The organism is Corallococcus sp. AB018, assembly GCF_003986945.1.
Classification (GTDB): Bacteria; Myxococcota; Myxococcia; order Myxococcales; family Myxococcaceae; genus Corallococcus; species Corallococcus exiguus.
This window is the reverse complement of sequence record NZ_RAWR01000216.1, coordinates 1-17839: the sequence shown is the minus strand read 5'-3', so window position 1 is coordinate 17839 and position 17839 is coordinate 1. Positions and strand designations below refer to the sequence as shown.

The 17839-nt window shown below is 69.8% G+C and carries 17 protein-coding genes and 1 tRNA gene; 10 read left to right on the top strand and 8 right to left on the bottom strand.

The features are described from left to right. Positions 1-585, top strand: a 585-nt coding sequence (locus D7Y11_RS34265) for a DUF3592 domain-containing protein (protein ID WP_233607473.1), incomplete at its 5' end; no start/stop codon positions are given. A 168-nt stretch (positions 586-753) separates the two neighbouring features. Next, on the top strand, positions 754-1176 hold the full coding sequence (locus D7Y11_RS34260) for a DUF3592 domain-containing protein (RefSeq protein WP_126935787.1): 423 nt from the start codon (positions 754-756) through the stop codon (positions 1174-1176). Positions 1177-1209: 33 nt separating this feature from the next. Here D7Y11_RS34260 and D7Y11_RS34255 read toward each other — a convergent pair whose 3' ends face one another. The 5 genes from D7Y11_RS34255 to D7Y11_RS34235 form a co-directional block, all read right to left on the bottom strand. Then, positions 1210-2172: a PD40 domain-containing protein gene (locus tag D7Y11_RS34255; protein WP_126935786.1), complete on the bottom strand. Its 963-nt coding sequence runs from the start codon at positions 2170-2172 to the stop codon at positions 1210-1212. Positions 2173-2305: 133 nt separating this feature from the next. Continuing rightward, positions 2306-2836, bottom strand: a complete 531-nt coding sequence (locus tag D7Y11_RS34250; RefSeq protein WP_126935785.1) for a non-proteolytic archaemetzincin-like protein — start codon at positions 2834-2836, stop codon at positions 2306-2308. A 59-nt stretch (positions 2837-2895) separates the two neighbouring features. Next, positions 2896-2969, bottom strand: a tRNA-Gln gene (locus D7Y11_RS34245). A gap of 178 nt (positions 2970-3147) precedes the next feature. After that, positions 3148-4305 carry an RtcB family protein gene (locus D7Y11_RS34240; RefSeq protein ID WP_126935784.1) on the bottom strand — a complete coding sequence of 386 codons (1158 nt, stop codon included), beginning with the start codon at positions 4303-4305 and terminating at the stop codon, positions 3148-3150. Further along, positions 4302-4700, bottom strand: coding sequence for a ribosome-binding factor A (locus D7Y11_RS34235; RefSeq protein WP_199753865.1), 399 nt, complete (start codon positions 4698-4700; stop codon positions 4302-4304). The genes D7Y11_RS34240 and D7Y11_RS34235 overlap by 4 nt, the downstream gene beginning before the upstream one ends. Positions 4701-5137: 437 nt before the next feature. Between D7Y11_RS34235 and D7Y11_RS34230 the strand changes: the two genes are divergently transcribed. From D7Y11_RS34230 to D7Y11_RS34195, 8 genes are all read left to right on the top strand, one after another. Further along, on the top strand, positions 5138-6529 hold the full coding sequence (locus D7Y11_RS34230) for an NAD(P)/FAD-dependent oxidoreductase (RefSeq protein WP_126935783.1): 1392 nt from the start codon (positions 5138-5140) through the stop codon (positions 6527-6529). Positions 6530-6587: 58 nt separating this feature from the next. Then, a complete protein-coding gene (locus D7Y11_RS34225) occupies positions 6588-7805 on the top strand; it encodes a glycosyltransferase family 87 protein (RefSeq protein WP_233607472.1) in 1218 nt (405 codons plus the stop codon). 82 nt (positions 7806-7887) lie between these two features. Then, a complete protein-coding gene (locus tag D7Y11_RS34220) occupies positions 7888-8652 on the top strand; it encodes an energy transducer TonB (protein WP_126935782.1) in 765 nt (254 codons plus the stop codon). 31 nt (positions 8653-8683) lie between these two features. Beyond that, a complete protein-coding gene (locus D7Y11_RS34215; protein ID WP_120599767.1) occupies positions 8684-9442 on the top strand; it encodes a MotA/TolQ/ExbB proton channel family protein in 759 nt (252 codons plus the stop codon). After that, entirely contained in the window at positions 9426-9836 is a 411-nt protein-coding gene (locus D7Y11_RS34210) for a biopolymer transporter ExbD (RefSeq protein ID WP_120599766.1), read from the top strand. The genes D7Y11_RS34215 and D7Y11_RS34210 overlap by 17 nt, the downstream gene beginning before the upstream one ends. Before the next feature lie 16 nt (positions 9837-9852). Next, the gene (locus D7Y11_RS34205) at positions 9853-10284 is read left to right on the top strand and encodes a biopolymer transporter ExbD (RefSeq protein ID WP_126935781.1); all 432 of its coding nucleotides are present in this window, start codon (positions 9853-9855) and stop codon (positions 10282-10284) included. Between the two features lie 145 nt (positions 10285-10429). Beyond that, positions 10430-13687: a TonB-dependent receptor gene (locus D7Y11_RS34200; protein WP_126935780.1), complete on the top strand. Its 3258-nt coding sequence runs from the start codon at positions 10430-10432 to the stop codon at positions 13685-13687. Between the two features lie 33 nt (positions 13688-13720). Beyond that, positions 13721-15094: a hypothetical protein gene (locus D7Y11_RS34195; RefSeq protein WP_126935779.1), complete on the top strand. Its 1374-nt coding sequence runs from the start codon at positions 13721-13723 to the stop codon at positions 15092-15094. A 60-nt stretch (positions 15095-15154) separates the two neighbouring features. Here D7Y11_RS34195 and D7Y11_RS34190 read toward each other — a convergent pair whose 3' ends face one another. The 3 genes from D7Y11_RS34190 to D7Y11_RS34180 all read right to left on the bottom strand — a co-directional run bounded on the left by D7Y11_RS34190 (position 15155) and on the right by D7Y11_RS34180 (position 17603). After that, on the bottom strand, positions 15155-15730 hold the full coding sequence (locus D7Y11_RS34190) for an HNH endonuclease (RefSeq protein WP_126935778.1): 576 nt from the start codon (positions 15728-15730) through the stop codon (positions 15155-15157). Continuing rightward, complete coding sequence (locus D7Y11_RS34185) at positions 15727-16971, bottom strand: AAA family ATPase (protein WP_126935777.1); 1245 nt, start codon at positions 16969-16971, stop codon at positions 15727-15729. Before D7Y11_RS34185 ends, D7Y11_RS34190 begins: the two co-directional genes overlap by 4 nt. A gap of 137 nt (positions 16972-17108) precedes the next feature. Next, positions 17109-17603 (bottom strand): hypothetical protein, encoded by a 495-nt coding sequence (locus D7Y11_RS34180; RefSeq protein ID WP_121761068.1) that lies wholly within the window; start codon positions 17601-17603, stop codon positions 17109-17111. Between the last annotated feature and the right edge of the window lie 236 nt (positions 17604-17839).

Genomic DNA, 17839 nt, shown 5'->3' with positions numbered 1-17839 from the left:
CCCTCCCTCCCCCATCCTGAAGGATTCATGACCTTCATCTTCGGGTTCCTGATCTGGGCCATCCTCCCGGGGGCCTGCCTGTTCACCATGGTGAGGGTGCTGCGCCAGCACCGGCTCACCCGGGAGCTGCGAGCGCGGGGACTGCGCGCTCCGGGCGAGGTCGTCAACCTGCGCACGGACTTCCTGTCGAACTCCGTGGTCATGGAGTACGTCTTCCATCTGCCGGACGGTTCGGAGCACCACGAGGCGCTCCGCCTGAGCAGGCGCCCCCTGCGCTCGCATCCCTCGGTGGGGGACCCACTCGAAGTCACCTACCTCCCGGACGACCCCCGCCAGCATCAACGCGCAGGGGCGGAAGTCGGGCTGCTCACGCTCGTGGCCACGATGGTCGTCCTGGTGCTCGTCATGGTCGTGGGCGGGTACATCGTGTACCAGATGATGATGCCCCACCCCACGCAGGGCCACGCGCGAGCCCCGCTGGAGCCCGTCACCTCGCAGGGCTTGCGCCAGACCGGCGAGCCTCCGCGGAATGCCGTACAGGAGCAGCAGCGGCAGGATGTGGCACGGGAAGCCCCCTCCCCGTGAACCCCCTCATCCAGAGGGTGGCCCTGGCGCGCTTCGTCCTGGACCGTGGCGTCCGTCTTCTCCCTGCAGGACGGCGCGGAGCACCACGGCACGTCTTGCAATGACGGGGGAAGGGCCAATCCCTCCGCGTTGCCTTCGAGTCCGCGCCCCCGTCATCCTGAGGCATCCATGCTCCGCATCAATGCGATCCTGCTCATGGTGTTCTTCGTGGGGGCGCCCCTGGCGCTGACAGTGATGCTGGTGCGCCAGCACCGGCTCACCCTGGCGCTGCGGGAGCGCGGACGGCCCGCCCGGGGCAAGGTGGTCCGCATCCGCGAGAGCTGGTTGAACGTGAACCACGTGTTCGTGGAGTACGTCTTCCGCCTGCCAGACGGTTCGGAGATCCACGGCAAGTACAAGATCCACCGGCACGTGTTGCCGTCCCAGCCCGTGTCCGAGGGCGACCCCCTGGAGTTCCTCTACCTGCCGGACGCCCCCCACAGGCACCAGCGCGCGGACGTGGAGAGCGGGCGCCTCAACCTCCTGACCGGGATCTTCGGCCTCGCGGTCCTCTTGACCCTGGCCTTCATCACGTGGATGAACGCGCGCTGAAGGGTCCCGGACCGCGCGGCCCCAGGGCGCGGTTTAGTTGGGCCCGTAGAAGGGCTCGCCCGCGGCGGGCACCGCGAGCGTCACGGAGCTGGCCACGGAAGACACCGGGGCGCGGTAGATGCTCGGGTCACCGCCGGAGTCGTTGAAGAGGAAGCCCAGCTCCGTGCTGCTCGTCCAGCTGGGGAAGCTCTCCTCCACGGTGCTCGCCGTGTAGTCCGTCAGCCGCCGCACGGAGCCGCTGATGCCGTTGGCCGTCGCGTTGCCCACGAAGATGCGCGTGCTGCCGTTGGACAGCCGCCCGTCCAGCGCCACCTGCCGCCCGTCCGGGGAAACCACCGCGCGGTTCGCGATGGCCAGCACCTCGTTGCCCAGCGCCACGAAGTTGGCGCTGCCACCGCCGGCCGGCACGAACGCGAGCTGGTTGTAGAAGGAGGCACTGCTGCCCGCGGGCGCCACCACCGTGTTGCCGCTGGGGAAGAAGGACGGCGACCCGAAGGCGATGCCCGCGTTGGGCGTCAGCTCCACGAAGCCGCTGCCATCCACCGCGATGCGCGCCAGCGAGCTCAGCGCCCCCGACGTCCGCTCGAACGCGAAGACGATGAAGCGGCCATCCGGGCTGAACGTGGGCCCGCGGAAGCCAGTGCAGCTGCCGCACGCCGCGTCGTTGGTGCTCAGCAGCGTGGCCACCGGCCCGCCCGTGGTGGGCACCGTCTGGAGCGAGTACGTGCTTCCAGAGCGCTGCACGAACACGATGCTGTTGCCGTTCTTGGAGATGGAGGGCGTGTACGCGCCGCCGGCCGTCGTCAGCCGCTGCGGACTGTTGGGGTCGCCGTCGTCGTCCACCACGTAGATGTTCCGGTCGCCGCGCACGAAGGCGAAGCCCCGGTCGAAGAGGACGTCACCCGTGGTGCCGCCACCGCCAAAGTCCGTGGGCTCACACGCCCCCAACAACCCCACCGCCACCACACCGCCGAGCAACCGCCGCATGCCCATCATCGCTGTCTCTCCCGCCGTGCCGGCCCTGTCACACGCGCGCTTCGCGCCCGAACACTACAGGGCGCGCCGGACAAGACGTCAACGCACACGGAGGCATTCACGCGCCCCCGTGTCCGGGAGCGCGCACGCGCCTTCAGCGGTTGAGACGGTTCAGTTCGTTGCGGCAGACGTTGCAGGGGCCCAGCGACTTGCGGTCGATGTCCTGCGGGGACTGCGGGAGGAACATCACGCAGCGTGAGTCCTCGCAGTACGACAGGCCGATGAGGTGCCCGGCCTGGTGCACCGCCTCCACCTGCACGCGGCGGCGCAGCGTTTCGCCCTCCGCGCCCTGGCGCAGCCGGTACAGGCTCATCACCGCGACCTTGGACTCCCGGTCCGCCTGCCCGAAGACGAAGGGCGAGTCCGGTTCGAAGAGGTCCGCGTCCGTCACGCCCATCACCAGCTCCTGCGGCGCTTCATCCAGCACCGTACCCAACCGGCGCATGATGGCGTTGCAGTGGTACTGGCCGCGGTCCTTGTTGAAGGCATAGGCCGGGGAGGACAGCGCCATCCGGCTCACGACCGAGCTGACGCCCAGATGGGTCGTCAGCGGTTCCTGCAAGGCGTTCACGATCGCGGACGGTGGACTGCCCACGGTGACCAGCAGGAGCGTCTTCTGCGGCATCAGCCCACCGCCTTCTACCTCCGGACGGACGACGTTGACCGCGTCCCCCCGGAGCGGAGTGGCTGGGGCGCAAGGATTCGAACCTTGATAATCAGAGTCAAAGTCTGACGTCCTGCCATTAGACGACGCCCCAGCAGGTTCGCACGCGTACTCGTGGGCCGATACTACGGCACTTTGACGGGCGCGGGAACCCACTCTGACGCTGACCCCTTCAGTCCATGGAGTGCGGGGGTGGATCACTCCCCCGGGACGCCACCTGGGAGGCTGCCGGGGGGACGGGCTGTCATCCACCCGACAGCCGAGGCCCCTCTTCAGCCCTTCAGCACGGCCAGGGGCGTGAGCCGGACGCGGGGCGTCACGAGTTCCGCCTCGTCCTCCAGCACCTCGGTGAGGTCCCGGTAGGCGGCGGGGGCCTCCTCCACCAGGGCGCGGGTCCGGCCCGGGTCGAACACCACGCGGCGCAGGGCGTGGACCAGGGCGCCCGGGCGGATGCGAGCCCGGGCCTCCGTGCGGGTGAGCACGCGGCCCGCGCCGTGGGAGCAGGAGCGGAAGGCGCGGGGCTCCCCCTGCCCTTCGACGACGTAGGAGGCCGTGCCCATGGAGCCGGGGATGAGCCCCCGGGCTCCGGCATCCAGCCCCACCGCGCCCTTGCGGTGGACCCAGAGTGCGCGGCCGAAGTGCGTCTCGGAGGCGACGTGGTTGTGGTGCACGTCCACGGTGCTGTCCGGGTCCGGGGCCACGCCCAGCACGTCCGCCAGCACCGCCAGGGCCCGGGCGGCGAGCTGGTCCCGGTTCGCTCGGGCGAAGCGGCACGCCAGGTCCAGGTCATTCACGCAGGCCCGGCCCGCTTCGGTGCGGGTGTCGAGCGCGGGCGGCGTGCCCTGTCCCAGCACCTGGGCCACGCGCTGGTGGTGTTCCCCCACGGCGCCCCCCACGCCCCGCGAACCGGAGTGGATGAGCAGCCAGAGGTCCCCTGCCCCGTCGCGGTCCAGCTCCAGGAAGTGGTTGCCTCCGCCGAGCGTGCCCAGGTGACGCGGCGCCAGTCGCTCCCAGGCATGCGCGAGCTTCTGGGTGGACAGCGGAGGAGCTTCGAGCCCCGGCGGCAGGGACAGGCCTCGCCCCCGGTGCACCGCGTCCCCCACCGGGATGACCCGGGCGAGCTGGGACAGGAGCCGCTCCAGGTCCGCTCGCGAGAGTGACGCGGCGGGGAAGGCGAAGCGGTGCGCGCTCACGCCGCAGCCCAGGTCGTTGCCCAGTGCGCCGGGGACGACGTGGGCTTCCGTGGCGAAGACGGTGCCCACCGCCACGCCCGACGCGAGGTGCACGTCCGGCATCACCGCCACGTGCTCCGTGACGTAGGGCTGCGCGGCGAGTTGCTGGAGCTGCTTCAAGGCCGCCGGGGGCACCGTGCGCGCCCAGGCGAGGAGGGGCACCGCGCCCGGTGGGACTTCGAGGACGCGGGGCATCATGCGTCACCCCCGTCCTCGGCTTCGGTGCGTGGGGCGGTGCCCACGAGGACGAAGCGCAGGTGCGGGGTGCGCTTGAGGTTCAGGTGCTGCGCGAGCCGCGAGCGCAGGAAGCCCTCCGCTCGGGCGAGGGCCTCCTTCACGGTGGCGGGGTTCGCGTCGTGCGGCAGCGAGTAGCCGATGCGCACGGTGCGGCCTTCGGGGGACAGCTCGCACGACGTCAGCGCGACGCCTTCGAGCATGGGGTCGGACAGCTCGCTCCGGAAGAGCAGCGAGACGTCCTCGGAGAGGGTGGACTGGACGCGCAGGTGACGCGCGGACGGAGCTTCGGAATGGAACAGCGAGGAGCCCGAGCGCCGGAGGGACGTGCGGGTACGGCGATGCTTGGAAGAGGACATGAACGAAGACGGATTCCTGCGGGCCGTGCCGGAGCACGGCCGGGGTGTGCACGCGAACGACACCGCGCGGACACGCCGTCTGGACCTCACGTCGGAGGCGTCCTCCACGGCCGTGACAGCGCGCACCAGGGCGCTGCCTTCGGACGGGCGCTGGACGCCGCCGGTGACGCTAGAAGCGCGACCCCGCGGAGCGGACCGAGACCACCTTGGCGACACGTCCCATGGCACACCTCCCGCCGCGCACCCGACGCGCGGACCATCCACCGGACGCGGGGAACACACGCATCCGTCCGCCCCCTGACGCGGGGGCCTTCCAGGTCCTGACGAAAGGCGGTGCTGTCCTCTGGTGACCAGCCGCTCCATCCACCATCCGACGCGCGGCGCCAGTCGGATTGGCGGGACGGCCGTCCCGGGGCAAGCAGGGGGCGGGAGGGGTCATGGCCGAGACTTTCGACGTGGTGGTGATTGGAGCGGGTCCCGCGGGCGAGAACGCGGGCGCGCGCGCGGCGGCGGGGGGATTGAAGGTCGCGCTGGTGGAGCACGAGCTCCTGGGCGGCGAGTGCTCCTACTGGGCCTGCATGCCCAGCAAGGCGCTCTTGCACCCCGGCGAGACGCTGTGGCTGGCGAAGCACACGCCCGGCGTGCGCGAGCTCATCCAGGGCCCGCTCAAGGCGGACGCCGTGCTCAAGCACCGCGACCAGATGGTGTCCGGCTACGACGACAGGTCCCAGGTGAAGTGGGCGGAGGGCGCGAAGCTCACCGTGATGCGAGGCAAGGGCCGGCTCACGGGCCCGCGCAAGGTGGCCGTCACGGGCAAGGAAGGCAAGGTGCGCGAGCTGGAGGCGAAGCAGGCCGTCGTCATCGCCACGGGCAGCACGCCGCGCCTGCCGGACATCGCGGGCCTCAAGGACTCCAGGCCGTGGGACAACCGCGAGGGCACCGGCGCCAAGGCCGTGCCGGGCCGGCTGGTGGTGCTGGGCGGCGGCGTGGAGGCGGTGGAGCTGGCGCAGGCGTGGCGCGAGCTGGGCTCGGAGGTGACGCTGGTGCAGCGCGGGCCCCGCGTGCTCAAGCGCTTTGAACCCTTCGTCAGCGAGCAGGTGGCCGAGGCGCTGCGCGACTCCGGCGTGCGCGTGTTGCTGGAGACGCAGGCCACCAAGGTGCAGCGCTCCGGAGCCCAGGGCGAATACACCATCACGCTGACCGGCGGGGACACGCTGCGCGCGGACGCGCTGCTCGTCGCCATGGGCCGCACCGCGCGCACGGACGACATGGGTCTGGACACGGTGGGGCTCAAGCCCGGCGCGACCATCGAGGTAGATGATCAGCTCCGCGCCACGGGTGTGGACGGCGGCTGGCTGTACGCGTGCGGCGACGCGAACGGCCGCAACATGCTCACGCACATGGGCAAGTACCAGGCGCGGCTGTTGGGCGACGTCCTGCTGGGCAAGCCCGCGAAGGCGTGGGCGGACGCGAAGGCCACGCCTCAGGTCATCTTCACGCACCCGCAGGTGGGCAGCGTGGGCCTCACCGAGGACCAGGCGCGCAAGGCAGGCGTGCCGGTGAAGACCGTGCAGTACGAGCTGGGCGACGTGGCCGGTGCGTCCGTCATGGGCAAGGACCTCAAGGGCACGGCCAAGCTGGTGGTGGACGAGCAGCGCCGGGTCATCGTGGGCGCCACGTTCACCGGGCCGGGCGTGGGCGAGATGATCCACGCGGCCACCATCGCCGTCGCGGGCGAGGTGCCGCTGGACACGCTCTGGCACGCGGTGCCGTCGTACCCCACCGTGAGCGAGGTGTGGCTGCGGCTGCTGGAAGCCTACGGCCTGTGATTGCGGCGGGGCGCCCCCGCGTGGAATGGTGCGCGCCCCTCCGTGTCCCGGTCCGTGAATGAGCACCGCTGAGCCCGCCCGCAAACGCGCGTCCCTGAAGGTGGAGTGGGCGTTGTTGCTGGTGCTCGCCGTGGCGGCCGTGGCGGTGGGGCAGCATCCCCGGCGCGGCGCGGACTTCCGCGTCTACCTCACCGCCGCGGAGCGCTTCCGCGAGGGCACGGACCTCTACCGCGCCGAGGACGGCACCATGCCGTTCAAGTACGCGCCCGTCACCGCGCCCCTGTTCCTGCCCTTCACCGCCGTGCCGCCGCGCGCGGCCGTGGCGCTGTGGAACCTGGGCTCCGTGCTCGCGCTCGGCGCCGTGTCCGTGCTCACGCGTCGCGCGGTGCCCAGGGATGGAGAGGCGACGCCGTGGCCGTGGGCTCCGGTGCTCGCCACCGCCGCGCTGCTGCCCGCGTTCTCCTTCGAAATCTTCTACGGCCAGGTGGACGTCGTGCTGCTGTGGCTGCTGGTGCTCGCGGCCGTGGGTGCCGAGCGGGGCCGCACGTGGGGCCCCGGCGCGGCCTTCGCCGTGGCGTGCCTGCTCAAGCCTCCGGCCGCGCTGCTGGGGTTGTTCTTCCTGGCGCGCCGTCACTGGCGCGTGGTGGGGACCACCGCCCTCTTCGGCGTCCTGCTGGTGCTGCCCACGCTGGGCCGCTACGGCTGGACGGGCACGCTGTCACAGATGCGTGACTGGACGGAGATCCTGGCGCGCACCACGCCGCCGTGGGCGCTGGGCCACAACCCACAGGGCCTGCCCACGCTGCTGCTGTCACTGGTGCTGCCCCCGGAGTCGCTGCCTCCCGCGGGTGCGATGACCGCGGCGCAGGTCGTGGCGATGGGGCTGTTCATCGGCGCGCTCGTGTGGGCGCGGCCCGGTCCGGTGGAGCTGCTCGCGTTCTGCTGCCTGGGCGTAACGCTTTTGTCACCGTTGGCGTGGCGCGCGAACTACCTGCTCGCGTGGCCGGTGATCCGCGCGGCGCTGGAGGGACGCTCACGCCTGGGGCAGGCGTGCGTGGCCGGAGTGGCCCTCATCGGCATGGTCGTTTCCGACACGGTGTTGGGCGCGGAGTGGGCCCGGCACGTGTTGCTCTTCCGGCCGTTCGCGGTGGCGTACTCCGCGCTACTGATCGCGCTGTTGTGGCAGACGCGGCGTCACGGAACGCCCACGGCGGTGATTTCCGACAAGACCGTGACTCACCTGCCGCGCGGATTTTTGAACGCTCGCGGTTCGTGACCCAATCGAAACAAGGCCGGGGGCAAAGTGTCACGGAGCCTGAACCTTCGTGACACACGGTGTCGCTATATGCGTCCCCGTCATGTTCGAAACGTTCGACAGCGCTTCCAGCGCCCCCGCCGCCCGGCGGTTCGCGCTCTCCACCACCGCGTCGGTCGCCGTCTTCGGACTCATCGCCGTGGCGGCGATGACCGCGGCCAACACGGTGAAGGAAGTCATCAAGGAGAAGAAGGTGGACGTCGTCTTCCGTCCGCCTCCGCCTCCGCCCGTCGTGGAGGTAAAGCCGCCCCCGCCTCCGCCCGTCGCGAAGCCTCCTCCTCGCGCCGCGCCGCCTGTCGCCAAGGCCGCTCCTCCGCCCGCGGCGATGCCCACCGTCGCTCCCGCGCCGCTGAAGGCCCCGGACGCGGTGCCGCTCGACAAGCCGCCCGAGGCTGAGAAGGAGGTCGTCGCAGCGGCGCCCATGGCCGTCGGTGGCACGGGCACGCTCGTCCCTGGCGGTGTGGTGGGTGGCACCGGCAGCGGCGAGGGCATGGCCATCGGTGGTGGCCGCGCGCAGCCCATCAACCTCCCGGAGGCGGGGACGCCGCCGGAGCCGCTGGCCTCGAACCTCATCCCCGAGTACCCCGCCGACGCCCGCTCCAAGGGGCTGGAGGGGATGGTCATCCTCAAGGGCGTCGTCGAGGTCGACGGCCGCGTCACCGGCCTCAAGGTGATGCGCGGCGATGAGCCCTTCGCCAGCGCCGCGCTGGCCGCCGCGCGCACGTGGCGCTTCAAGCCCGCCGTCGTGTCCGGTCAGCCGACCGCCGTCTTCCGCATCTTCAAGGTCCCGTTCCGCCTCAAGTCCTGACGCCTTCCTCCCCCTTCGGAAAGCCACAGCCATGAACTTCAATCTCAAGGAAATCTACGCGCACATGGGCGTCTTCGCCCTGGGCATCGCCTGGACGCTGATCGCCTTCGCGGTCGCGTCGCTGGCGGTGTTCTTCGAGCGCCTGTTCGTCTTCTTCCGCTCGCGCGCCGCGTCCCGCCAGTTCGCGGGCCGCGCCGGTCCGCTGCTCGCGCAGCAGCAGCACGACGCGCTGGTGAAGGAAGCGGACGGCAGCAAGAGCAGCCACCTGGCGATGATGCTGGGCGGTGGCATGAAGACGTTCCTCGCCAGGTCCCGCGCTCCCGCCGGGAAGCTGGGCCCGGTGGAGCTCACGCGGCGCGACCTGGTGCGCATCAACGAGCGCATCACCGCGGACGTGCGCCGGGGCATGTCGGTGCTGGCCACGGTGGGTTCGGTGGCGCCGTTCGTCGGTCTGCTCGGCACGGTGGTGGGCATCATCGAGGCCTTCGCCGGTATCGCGAAGGAGGGCTCCGGTGGCCTGGGCGCGGTGTCCGCCGGTATCGCCGAGGCGCTCGTCGTCACGGCGCTGGGCCTGCTGGTCGCCATCCCCGCGGTGCTGATGTTCAACTTCCTGTCCACCCGCGCGGACGCGCTGCTGCTCTCCCTGGAGCAGGCCCGCAGCGAGTTCATGGACCACCTGGAGGACATGTCCGGCGACAAGCGCGCGGTGGCGGCCCACGGCGGCTCGCACGCGACGGGCTCCGACGTCGTCTCCACGCGGACCGAGGCGGGCGATGTCGGCCACGCGTAAGAGCAGCCTCACGCCGGAGATGAACGTGACGCCGCTGGTGGACGTGGTGCTCGTCCTCCTGATCATCTTCATGGTCGTCACGCCGCAGCTGGAGGCCGGCGCCGCGGTGGAGCTGCCCGCGGCGATGAACCCGGATCCAGAGAACAAGAACCTGGAGCCCACCACGGTGAGCCTGGCGTCCAACGGGTCGTTCTACCTGGACCGCAAGCAGCTGACCCGGGACGCGCTGGTGGTGGAGCTCAAGGCGCTGCACCAGGCGAAGCCGGACGCGCCCGTGGTGCTCAAGGCGGACCGGGGCGTGGCGTACGCGCAGGTGCGCGGCGTGTTCAAGGCGATGCAGGACATCGGGTTCCCGGGCATCAGTCTCCAGGTCATCGACCGGAAGAAGAACTGAAGGGGAGGCACGCGCCATGGCTTTCGACGTCGGTGGCAACAAGGGCGGCAGCGTCCGCCCCACGATGAACGTGACGCCCCTGGTGGACGTGGTGCTCGTCCTCCTCATCATCTTCATGGTCGTCACGCCGCTGATGACCAAGAACCTGTGGATGAACGTGCCCGCGAAGCCGGACAAGAAGGAGGACACCACGCCTCCTCCTCCGGACGCGAAGCCGCCGGTGGTGCTCACGGTGGACAAGGCCGGCACGCTGCGCATCAACCACGAAGAGGTTCCGCGCGACCAGGTGGTGGTCCGCCTGCAGCGCATGTTGAACGCGCGCGCGGACAAGATTGTCTTCTTCGACGCGAGCGACGCGGTGCCGTACGGAAGTGCGATGGAAGTGCTGGACCTGGCGCGGGGTGGGAACATCACCGTCGCCGTGCTGCCGGAACGACTGGCGGACTGACTCCAGGCGCCCCGCGCGCGGCTCGTGAAGCCGCGCGCGGTTCGTGACGCCGAGTTTTCCCGCCACCGCCACAGACGTCACAAACCCTTCATCCCAATGCCACGGGCGTCGCGTTGAGTGCGCGTCGCTGTCGGCAAGGAGAGCCGTGTTGTCTCGTACAAGCTTCGTGCGCGCCTGCGTGGCGTCACTCGTGCTCATCACCCTGCCTGCCTTCGCGCAGGCGCCCGGCGCGGAGTCCTCCGCGCCCGCCGCGCCTTCGCCCTCCGCCTCCCCGGGCCAGCAGCCGGCCGGAGAGCTTCCCCCTCCGCCGGGCACCACGCCCGCCCCTTCCGCCCCGTCGCAGCCAGACCGAGCGCTGCCCACCAGCCCCGCGCCGTCCCTGGGCACGCAGCCTGGCAGCGCCGCGAACCCGCTTCCCGCGCAGCCGGGCAACGTGGATCCGTCGCAGGCCGCGCAGCCTGGCAACGTGGATCCGTCGCAGGCCGCGCAGCCGGGCAACGTGGATCCGTCGCAGGCCGCGCAGCCGGGAAACGCGCCCACGCAGGCCTCGCAGCCGGGAAGCGCTCCCGCGCAGGCCTCGCAGCCCGCGGATCCTTCCGCTCCGGCCGCCGCTCAGTCCGAGACGCCGTCGGATGGCGCAGCAACCTCCGACGAGGCCACGGCTTCCGACGAGGCCTCCATGGGCGATGAGGCCCTGGCCGAGTCCGCCGCGCCGCCCCCGGGCTTCACCGGCATCTACGGCCGGCTGACGGACGAGGCCAACGGTGAAGGCCTCATCGAAGCCACCGTGAAGGTCGTGACGGGCGCCGACAAGCAGGCCCTCACGGACCTGGACGGCAACTACCGGCTCGCGCTGCCGCCGGGCAAGTACGACCTGCGCGCCTTCTACGACGTGTACCAGGGCCGCCGAATCACGGGCGTCATCGTCACGAAGGGCAAGGCCACGAAGCTGGACGTCGCGCTCAGCGCGGACGTGGGCGCGGTGCAGGAGGTCGTCGTCGAGGCCCGCTCCGACCGCCGCGCGGAAGGCGCCCTGCTCCAGGACCGCAAGAAGGCCGCCGCCGTCTCCGACGCCATCAGCGCGCAGGAGATTGCTCGCACGCCGGACTCCAGCGCCGGTGACGCCGTGAAGCGCGTGGTCAGCGCCACGGTGGTGGACGGTCGCTACGTGCTGCTGCGCGGCCTGGGTGGCCGCTACGCCACCACGCTCCTCAACGGCGCGCTGCTGCCCAGCCCGGAGCCGGACGAGCCCAGCGTGCCGCTGGACCTGTTCCCCACCAGCCTGCTGGCCAACCTCAACGTGGTGAAGAGCTACACGTCGGACCTGCCGGGCACCTTCGGCGGCGGCACGCTGCTCATCGAGACCAACACCTACCCCTCCCAGTTCGAGTTCAAGCCGCGCCTCACCCTGGGCGGTGACACCGTCACCACCTTCCGCGAGCGCAACTCGCAGGCACAGGGCGGCTTCGGCGAGACGCTGGGCTTCGCCTCCTCCGACCGCGCCCTGCCGGACGCGCTCCCCCGCGACCACCGCCTGGGCGCGGGCGGCGAGTCAGCGCAGCAACTGGAGGGCCAGTGGGAGAGCTTCACCAACGTCTGGGAGCGCCGCACCACGCGCGCCGTCCCCAACATGGGCCTGGGCGCGTCCCTGGGTGACACGCTGCGCTTCGGCAACCAGCGCCTGGGCTACCTGGCCACCGTCAACTACGGCCACCGAGACGGCGTGCAGACGGGTGACTTCGCCCGCGCCGCCCGCGACGAGTCCGGCAGCCTCATCTCCCAGGACGTGGCCCGCACCACGCAGGGCTTCTCCACCGCGAACCTCAGCGGCCTGGCCAGCCTGGGCTACCAGTTCGACCGCGACAACGAGCTGACCCTCTTCAGCCTCTACACGCGCGGCACCGACACGCGCACGTACACCGCCAACGGCAACAACAACGTGCGCGGTGACACCTACGCCAGCACCCGCCTCCAGTTCATCACCCGCGCGCTGTCCTTCACGCAGCTGCGCGGCTTCCACCGCCTGGGGCTGCTGGGCGACTCCGAGGTGGACTGGCAGGCCAACATCTCCCGCGTGGACCGCGACGAGCCGGACACGCGCGACACGCTCTACAGCGCCGCCCTCAACAACCCGGACGCGCAGCTGTCCTTCCCCAACCAGCCCAACAGCGGCGAGCGCTTCTTCGCGGAGCTGGGCGAGACGTCCACCGGCGGCAGCCTCAACCTCACCCTGCCCTTCACCTCCGACTTCCGTCTGAAGGTGGGCGGTCTCACCCAGGTGTCCTTCCGCGACTTCAACGCGCGCCGCTTCCGCTACCTGCTCACCGAGGAGCCGGTGGACCGCACCCAGTCCCCCGAGCAGCTCTTCTCGCCGGACAACGTGGGCACCTCCATCACCGTGCGTGAGACGACGCGCGCGGATGACGCCTACAACGCCTTCCTGGGCGTCTACGCCGGCTACGTGTCCGCGGACTACAAGCCCGTGGATCCGCTGCGCCTGGTGGGCGGCGTGCGCCTGGAGGCGTCAAACCAGCAGCTGACGCTCAAGGACCCCTTCACCGGCGTGGAGAGCGACTCCGGCGGCGCGGACCAGAACTACCTGGACGTGCTGCCGTCGCTCAACGCGACCTACGCGCTGTCGCCGGAAGTGAACCTGCGCGCGGGCTACAGCTACACACTGGCGCGGCCCACCTTCCGCGAGCTGGCGCCCTTCATCTTCTTCGACTTCGTGCGCCGCCGGAACGTGTCCGGCAACCCCGACCTGCTGGAGACGCGCATCCACAACGTGGACCTCCGCGCCGAGTGGTTCGTGGGCGAGAACGACGTGCTGGCCGCGAGCGCCTTCTACAAGCGCTTCCAGAACCCCATCGAGCGCGTCATCCGCAACCCGGACTCGGGCGACCTGGGCTTCGAGAACGCCGCGGGCGCGGACAGCTACGGCGTGGAGCTGGAGGCGCGCACGTCGCTGGCGCGCTTCAGCCCCTCGCTGCGTCCGGTCCGCGTGGGCGCGAACCTCACGCTCATCCAGTCGCAGGTGGACCTGGGTGACTCCGCACTGGGCGCGCAGACGAACAAGGACCGTCCGCTCCAGGGTCAGTCCCCCTACGTGGTCAACGTGAACGTGGGCTACGAGCGGCCGGAGAGCGGCACCGAAGTGGCGGTGCTCTACAACGTGTACGGCCAGCGCATCAGCGAGGTCGGCGTGCAGGGCCTGCCGGATGTGTACGAGCGGCCCTTCCACCGCGTGGACATCAGCCTCACCCAGAAGCTCGGCGCGACGCAGCTGAAGCTGACCGCCGCGAACCTCCTCAACGCATCCGTCACCCTCCGCCAGGGGGACGTGACGGTGCAGACGTACAAGCCCGGCGTGGCGTTCACCGCGTCGCTCGGCTGGGCCCTGTAGTTGCTCCCATTCCCCTGAAAGGACGTATCCAACATGAAGAGCCTCTTTGCCTCCGTCCTCACCCTGTCCAGCATCGCGCTGCTCTCTGGCTGCGGCGACGACGAGCCCAACAACACCCCGGACGGCGGTGGTGATCCGCAGGCCACCGAGCAGGACGTGAAGGGCAGCATCAAGGGCGACACGACGTGGAAGGCCGGCACGACGTACACCCTGAAGGACTACGTGTTCGTGGAGAGCGGCACGCTCACCATCGAGCCGGGCGTCACCGTCAAGGGCGACACGGGCAGCGCGCTGGTCATCACGCGTGAAGCGAAGATCAACGCGGTGGGCACGGCGGAGAAGCCCATCGTCTTCACCAGCTCGCAGGCGGTGGGCACGCGCGCGGCCGGTGACTGGGGCGGCGTGGTGCTGCTGGGCAAGGCGAAGATCAACGTGGCCGGCGGCGAGAACACCATCGAGGGTTTCTTCGCCACCAGCGGTGACACCCGTACCAAGTACGGCGGTCAGGACGACGCGCACGACTGCGGCAAGCTGAAGTACGCGCGCATCGAGTTCGCGGGCTACGAGCTGGCCGAGGACAACGAGCTCAACGGCCTGACGACGGGCGCGTGCGGCAGCGCGACGGACATCGACTACGTGCAGGTGCACAAGGGCGCCGACGACGGCGTGGAGATGTTCGGTGGCACGGCGGGCCTGAAGCACATCGTCATCAGCCAGCCGGACGACGACGGCCTGGACTACGACCTGGGCTGGCGCGGCAAGGTGCAGTTCCTGGTGGTGCAGCAGAACGCGGTCGTGGGCAACCGCGGCATCGAGGCGTCCGGCAACAAGAACGACAACGGCGCGCAGCCGCACACGGTGCCGGAGATCTGGAACGCGACGTTCATCGGCTCTGGCCGTGCGGCGGGCACGACGCCGGCGCAGGAGGGCCTGGTGTTCAACACGGGCGCGGGCGGCCTGCTGCGCAACGTCATCGTGGCGAACTTCGCGGACACGGCGGTCGACGTGGACGGCACGGCCTCCGCGGCGCTGTGGAACGCGGCCACTCCGGAGCTCTCCATCCAGAACACGTTCTTCTGGTCCAACAAGGGCGACACGGTCTCCATCCCGAACGCGCCGAACCCGAAGAAGGACGCGTCGGGCGCGGTGACGGACCCGGACGTGAGCAAGTTCGTGGAGGCGGAGAAGGTGCTGGCCTCGGGCCTGAGCAACAAGGTCCTGGATCCGCAGCTGACGGCTGCGATGAACCTGGACGCCCCGAACTTCACCCCGGCGACGGCCTCTCCGGCGCTGAACCCGGACAACGCGGCCACGCCGGGCGCGGGCTTCGACACCAGCGCGCGCTTCGTCGGCGCGGTGGGCACCACCAACTGGCTGGCCGGCTGGACCTCGTTCCCGAAGAACTAGCCCTTCGGTGAACATGGACCGCGTGCTCCCGGAACGCCGTACGGGGGCACGCGGTCTTCTTTATTGCGGCTGGACCAGTCCCTGTCGGACGAGTTCCTTGGCGAGGAAGGGGAAGTGCCTTCGCAGGAAGTCGAAGTTGAACGCCCCCTGGCGATACTCGTCGTACCAACTCGTCCTGGCCTCGAGAAACTCTTCGTCGTTGAGGTCCAGCCGGTCGATGGTGTCCTGGACCCGCTGCTGCATTGAAGCGGATAGCCCTGCGCCAGGGATGACCTGCAATGTGGAGAGTTCCAGCGCGAACCAGCCGTCCTGCACCTCGAAGGGGTCGAGCACGTCCTCGAAGGCGTTCTTGCGCGCGTTCATCCTGTTGCATGCCAGCCGGTAGTTGCTCCACTCGTAGGCCAGCGCACGCTGCTTCGACTTGGGCAGCAGATGGTCCACAGTGAGGGCTCCAGTCCCTCGTGGGATGTACAGGCACGAATAGGCGCAGATGCCCCGATAGGATTTCCAGAGCTGGGGGCTGCAATGTCTCCAGTGGGGACGAAGTTCGTCCGTGCCCAGGAGGTCCTCCTGCCCCTTCTGACGAACCCGGGCATCGAAGTCCGCGGGCTCTGGCTGCGGGTCGACGTGGATCATGGGTCGATGCCCGCGGCCTCCGCGCGCGCAAGCCACCGGGGCCAGAACGGGTCCGTGTCCCGGAGCACCCGGTAGAGCTCGTTGTGGATGCGGCGGACCTCTTCGATGGGGAGGTTCGGGTCCTTGAGCGCGGCCTTCGCCGCAGTGATGGCCTGCTCGGCCTCCACGGAGCGCGGTTCCTTCAGGTCGAAGACTTCGGACGTGAGCCACGCATTGGCGTCACCACGCGGACGCCACTCCGCCTTCGTGGCCTTCACTTCCCTGTCCACCAGGTCGAACATGAAGAGCGCATCCTGCGCTTCATCGAACACGGGCTCCGCCGAGGCCAGGACCAGAGGTGAATGCGTCACGGCAATCACCTGAACCTTCACGTCCTCTCGAAGGGCCCGGACGACTTCGAGCAGCGAGGGAAGAATGAGTCGCTGCCAGCGGGGATGGAGATGGGACTCCAACTCGTCGACAAGCAGCACGATGTGGTCCGTCACAGGCTCTCGGCTGAGCTCTGCGGCACGCACATGTTCCTCCCACGACCAGACCAGTAGATAGGCCAGTCCTACGATGCGCTTAACCGCCGCTGAAACATGCGTGAGGGGAACCAGTCCGTAGGGCATCTGAAGGGTCGGGATGTCCCGGACCTCATCGATGCTGATACGCGTAGGCTCGCCTGGAATCAGAGGCTCGTGAGTTCCGGGTGAAAGCGTTTCCAGGACCCTCTTCAGGCGGTGAAACGGCTCCGCGTCCTTGATCTGCCACGCCACCCAGTCCTGGATGAGCCCGTTACAGAGCGTACGCCCGTCCCGTTCCAAGCGGTTCCAGAGCTCGTCAGGCGTGAAATCGAAAGCAGGCTGTGCAGGGACCCTGAAGTAGCCGACCTTTCGATTGTTCCGAATCCGATCCCAGACGGAAAAGCTGCCGTCGACGCGAGCGTAGACGGTCAATCCGTTCCTGGGAGGCATGAACGTCGATGGTGACTGCCCCGGCACAAGCACCACATCACGCTTGATGCTTTTGCGGCCCCCCCACGTTTGAATGACGGCCTGGACGCTGGGTACGACGTTCCGGTCAGGTCTTGGCAGCGCAGGAACATCATCCCAATTCCGCGTCAGCGCCCACCAAGCGAGTTCCAGGACGAACGTCTTGCCCAGACCGTTGTCGCCGGTCAGCAAGTTGAGGCGCGGAGCGAACTCGAACGAGAGGCGCGGACTGGGGCCCACGCCCTCCATCTCCAACCGCTCAAGCATCCTGGGCCTCCGGCTTCGGCATCATGCCAGCCTCCTTACTTCAACTTCGAGGCTCCGCCCCAGTTCAGCACCCCTCCGAAAACAACACGGCCCGACACTCCCTCGCAGGAGCGCCGGGCCGGAGGCCAGGGGACCGGCTACGACTGAAGCGTTGCGACAGCCTCGTCCTGGGCGCCGTCCGGGCCGTTGCCGTCCGTGAAGAGGTTGGCCACCGGGCGCAGCTTGGGGGGACGGCCGCGGCGGCGCGGGGCGTTGTCGTCGTTGCCCGGCGCAGCGCCCACCGGCTCCATCTGGGCCTGGCCCGCCTTGCGCACCGGACGCGGCAGGTGGATGGCCTCCAGCTTCGCTCCCAGCTCTCCATCGTCCTCCGCGAACACCTTCGCGTACGCCAACGCGCGCTGACCCTTCTGGAGCAGCGACTCCTGGCTCTCGTTCAGGGCGTGCCTCGCCGCGTCCAGCGCCGCCTGCGCTCGGGCCACTGCTTCCGCCTTCTCACGCACGTGGGCCGCGGACTCTCCCAGCACCGCGGTGTCCACGTCCGGGAACTTCACGTCCGCCAGGTCCGTGGCGAACAGCTCGAGCAGCGCGCGCAGCGCGGGGGAGATGGAATCGTTCTCGGGGGTTTCGAACATGGACAGGCCTCCTCACAAGGCGTCGTTGAACGCCGCCTATCTGCCCAGATGTTCAGTGCCCTTTCAAGGGGGTCTTCTAACCGGCCGGAAAGTCGGCCCCGCAGCCACCGTCAAGGCCCCAAGGGCGCTGGCGCTGATCAATCCACCCGCACCAGCCCCACCTCTCGCACCCCCGCCGACGGATCCACGTCCACCGCCAGGAAGTGCCGGCCCACCCCGTCGAAACGCTCCGGGAT

Coding starts and splice junctions, on each gene's coding strand:
- D7Y11_RS34260 (WP_126935787.1), top strand. CDS start 754: ATGCTCCGCATCAATGCGATCCTGCTCATGGTGTTCTTCGTGGGGGCG.
- D7Y11_RS34255 (WP_126935786.1), bottom strand. CDS start 2,172: ATGATGGGCATGCGGCGGTTGCTCGGCGGTGTGGTGGCGGTGGGGTTG.
- D7Y11_RS34250 (WP_126935785.1), bottom strand. CDS start 2,836: ATGCCGCAGAAGACGCTCCTGCTGGTCACCGTGGGCAGTCCACCGTCC.
- D7Y11_RS34240 (WP_126935784.1), bottom strand. CDS start 4,305: ATGATGCCCCGCGTCCTCGAAGTCCCACCGGGCGCGGTGCCCCTCCTC.
- D7Y11_RS34235 (WP_199753865.1), bottom strand. CDS start 4,700: ATGTCCTCTTCCAAGCATCGCCGTACCCGCACGTCCCTCCGGCGCTCG.
- D7Y11_RS34230 (WP_126935783.1), top strand. CDS start 5,138: ATGGCCGAGACTTTCGACGTGGTGGTGATTGGAGCGGGTCCCGCGGGC.
- D7Y11_RS34225 (WP_233607472.1), top strand. CDS start 6,588: ATGAGCACCGCTGAGCCCGCCCGCAAACGCGCGTCCCTGAAGGTGGAG.
- D7Y11_RS34220 (WP_126935782.1), top strand. CDS start 7,888: ATGTTCGAAACGTTCGACAGCGCTTCCAGCGCCCCCGCCGCCCGGCGG.
- D7Y11_RS34215 (WP_120599767.1), top strand. CDS start 8,684: ATGAACTTCAATCTCAAGGAAATCTACGCGCACATGGGCGTCTTCGCC.
- D7Y11_RS34210 (WP_120599766.1), top strand. CDS start 9,426: ATGTCGGCCACGCGTAAGAGCAGCCTCACGCCGGAGATGAACGTGACG.
- D7Y11_RS34205 (WP_126935781.1), top strand. CDS start 9,853: ATGGCTTTCGACGTCGGTGGCAACAAGGGCGGCAGCGTCCGCCCCACG.
- D7Y11_RS34195 (WP_126935779.1), top strand. CDS start 13,721: ATGAAGAGCCTCTTTGCCTCCGTCCTCACCCTGTCCAGCATCGCGCTG.
- D7Y11_RS34190 (WP_126935778.1), bottom strand. CDS start 15,730: ATGATCCACGTCGACCCGCAGCCAGAGCCCGCGGACTTCGATGCCCGG.
- D7Y11_RS34185 (WP_126935777.1), bottom strand. CDS start 16,971: ATGCTTGAGCGGTTGGAGATGGAGGGCGTGGGCCCCAGTCCGCGCCTC.
- D7Y11_RS34180 (WP_121761068.1), bottom strand. CDS start 17,603: ATGTTCGAAACCCCCGAGAACGATTCCATCTCCCCCGCGCTGCGCGCG.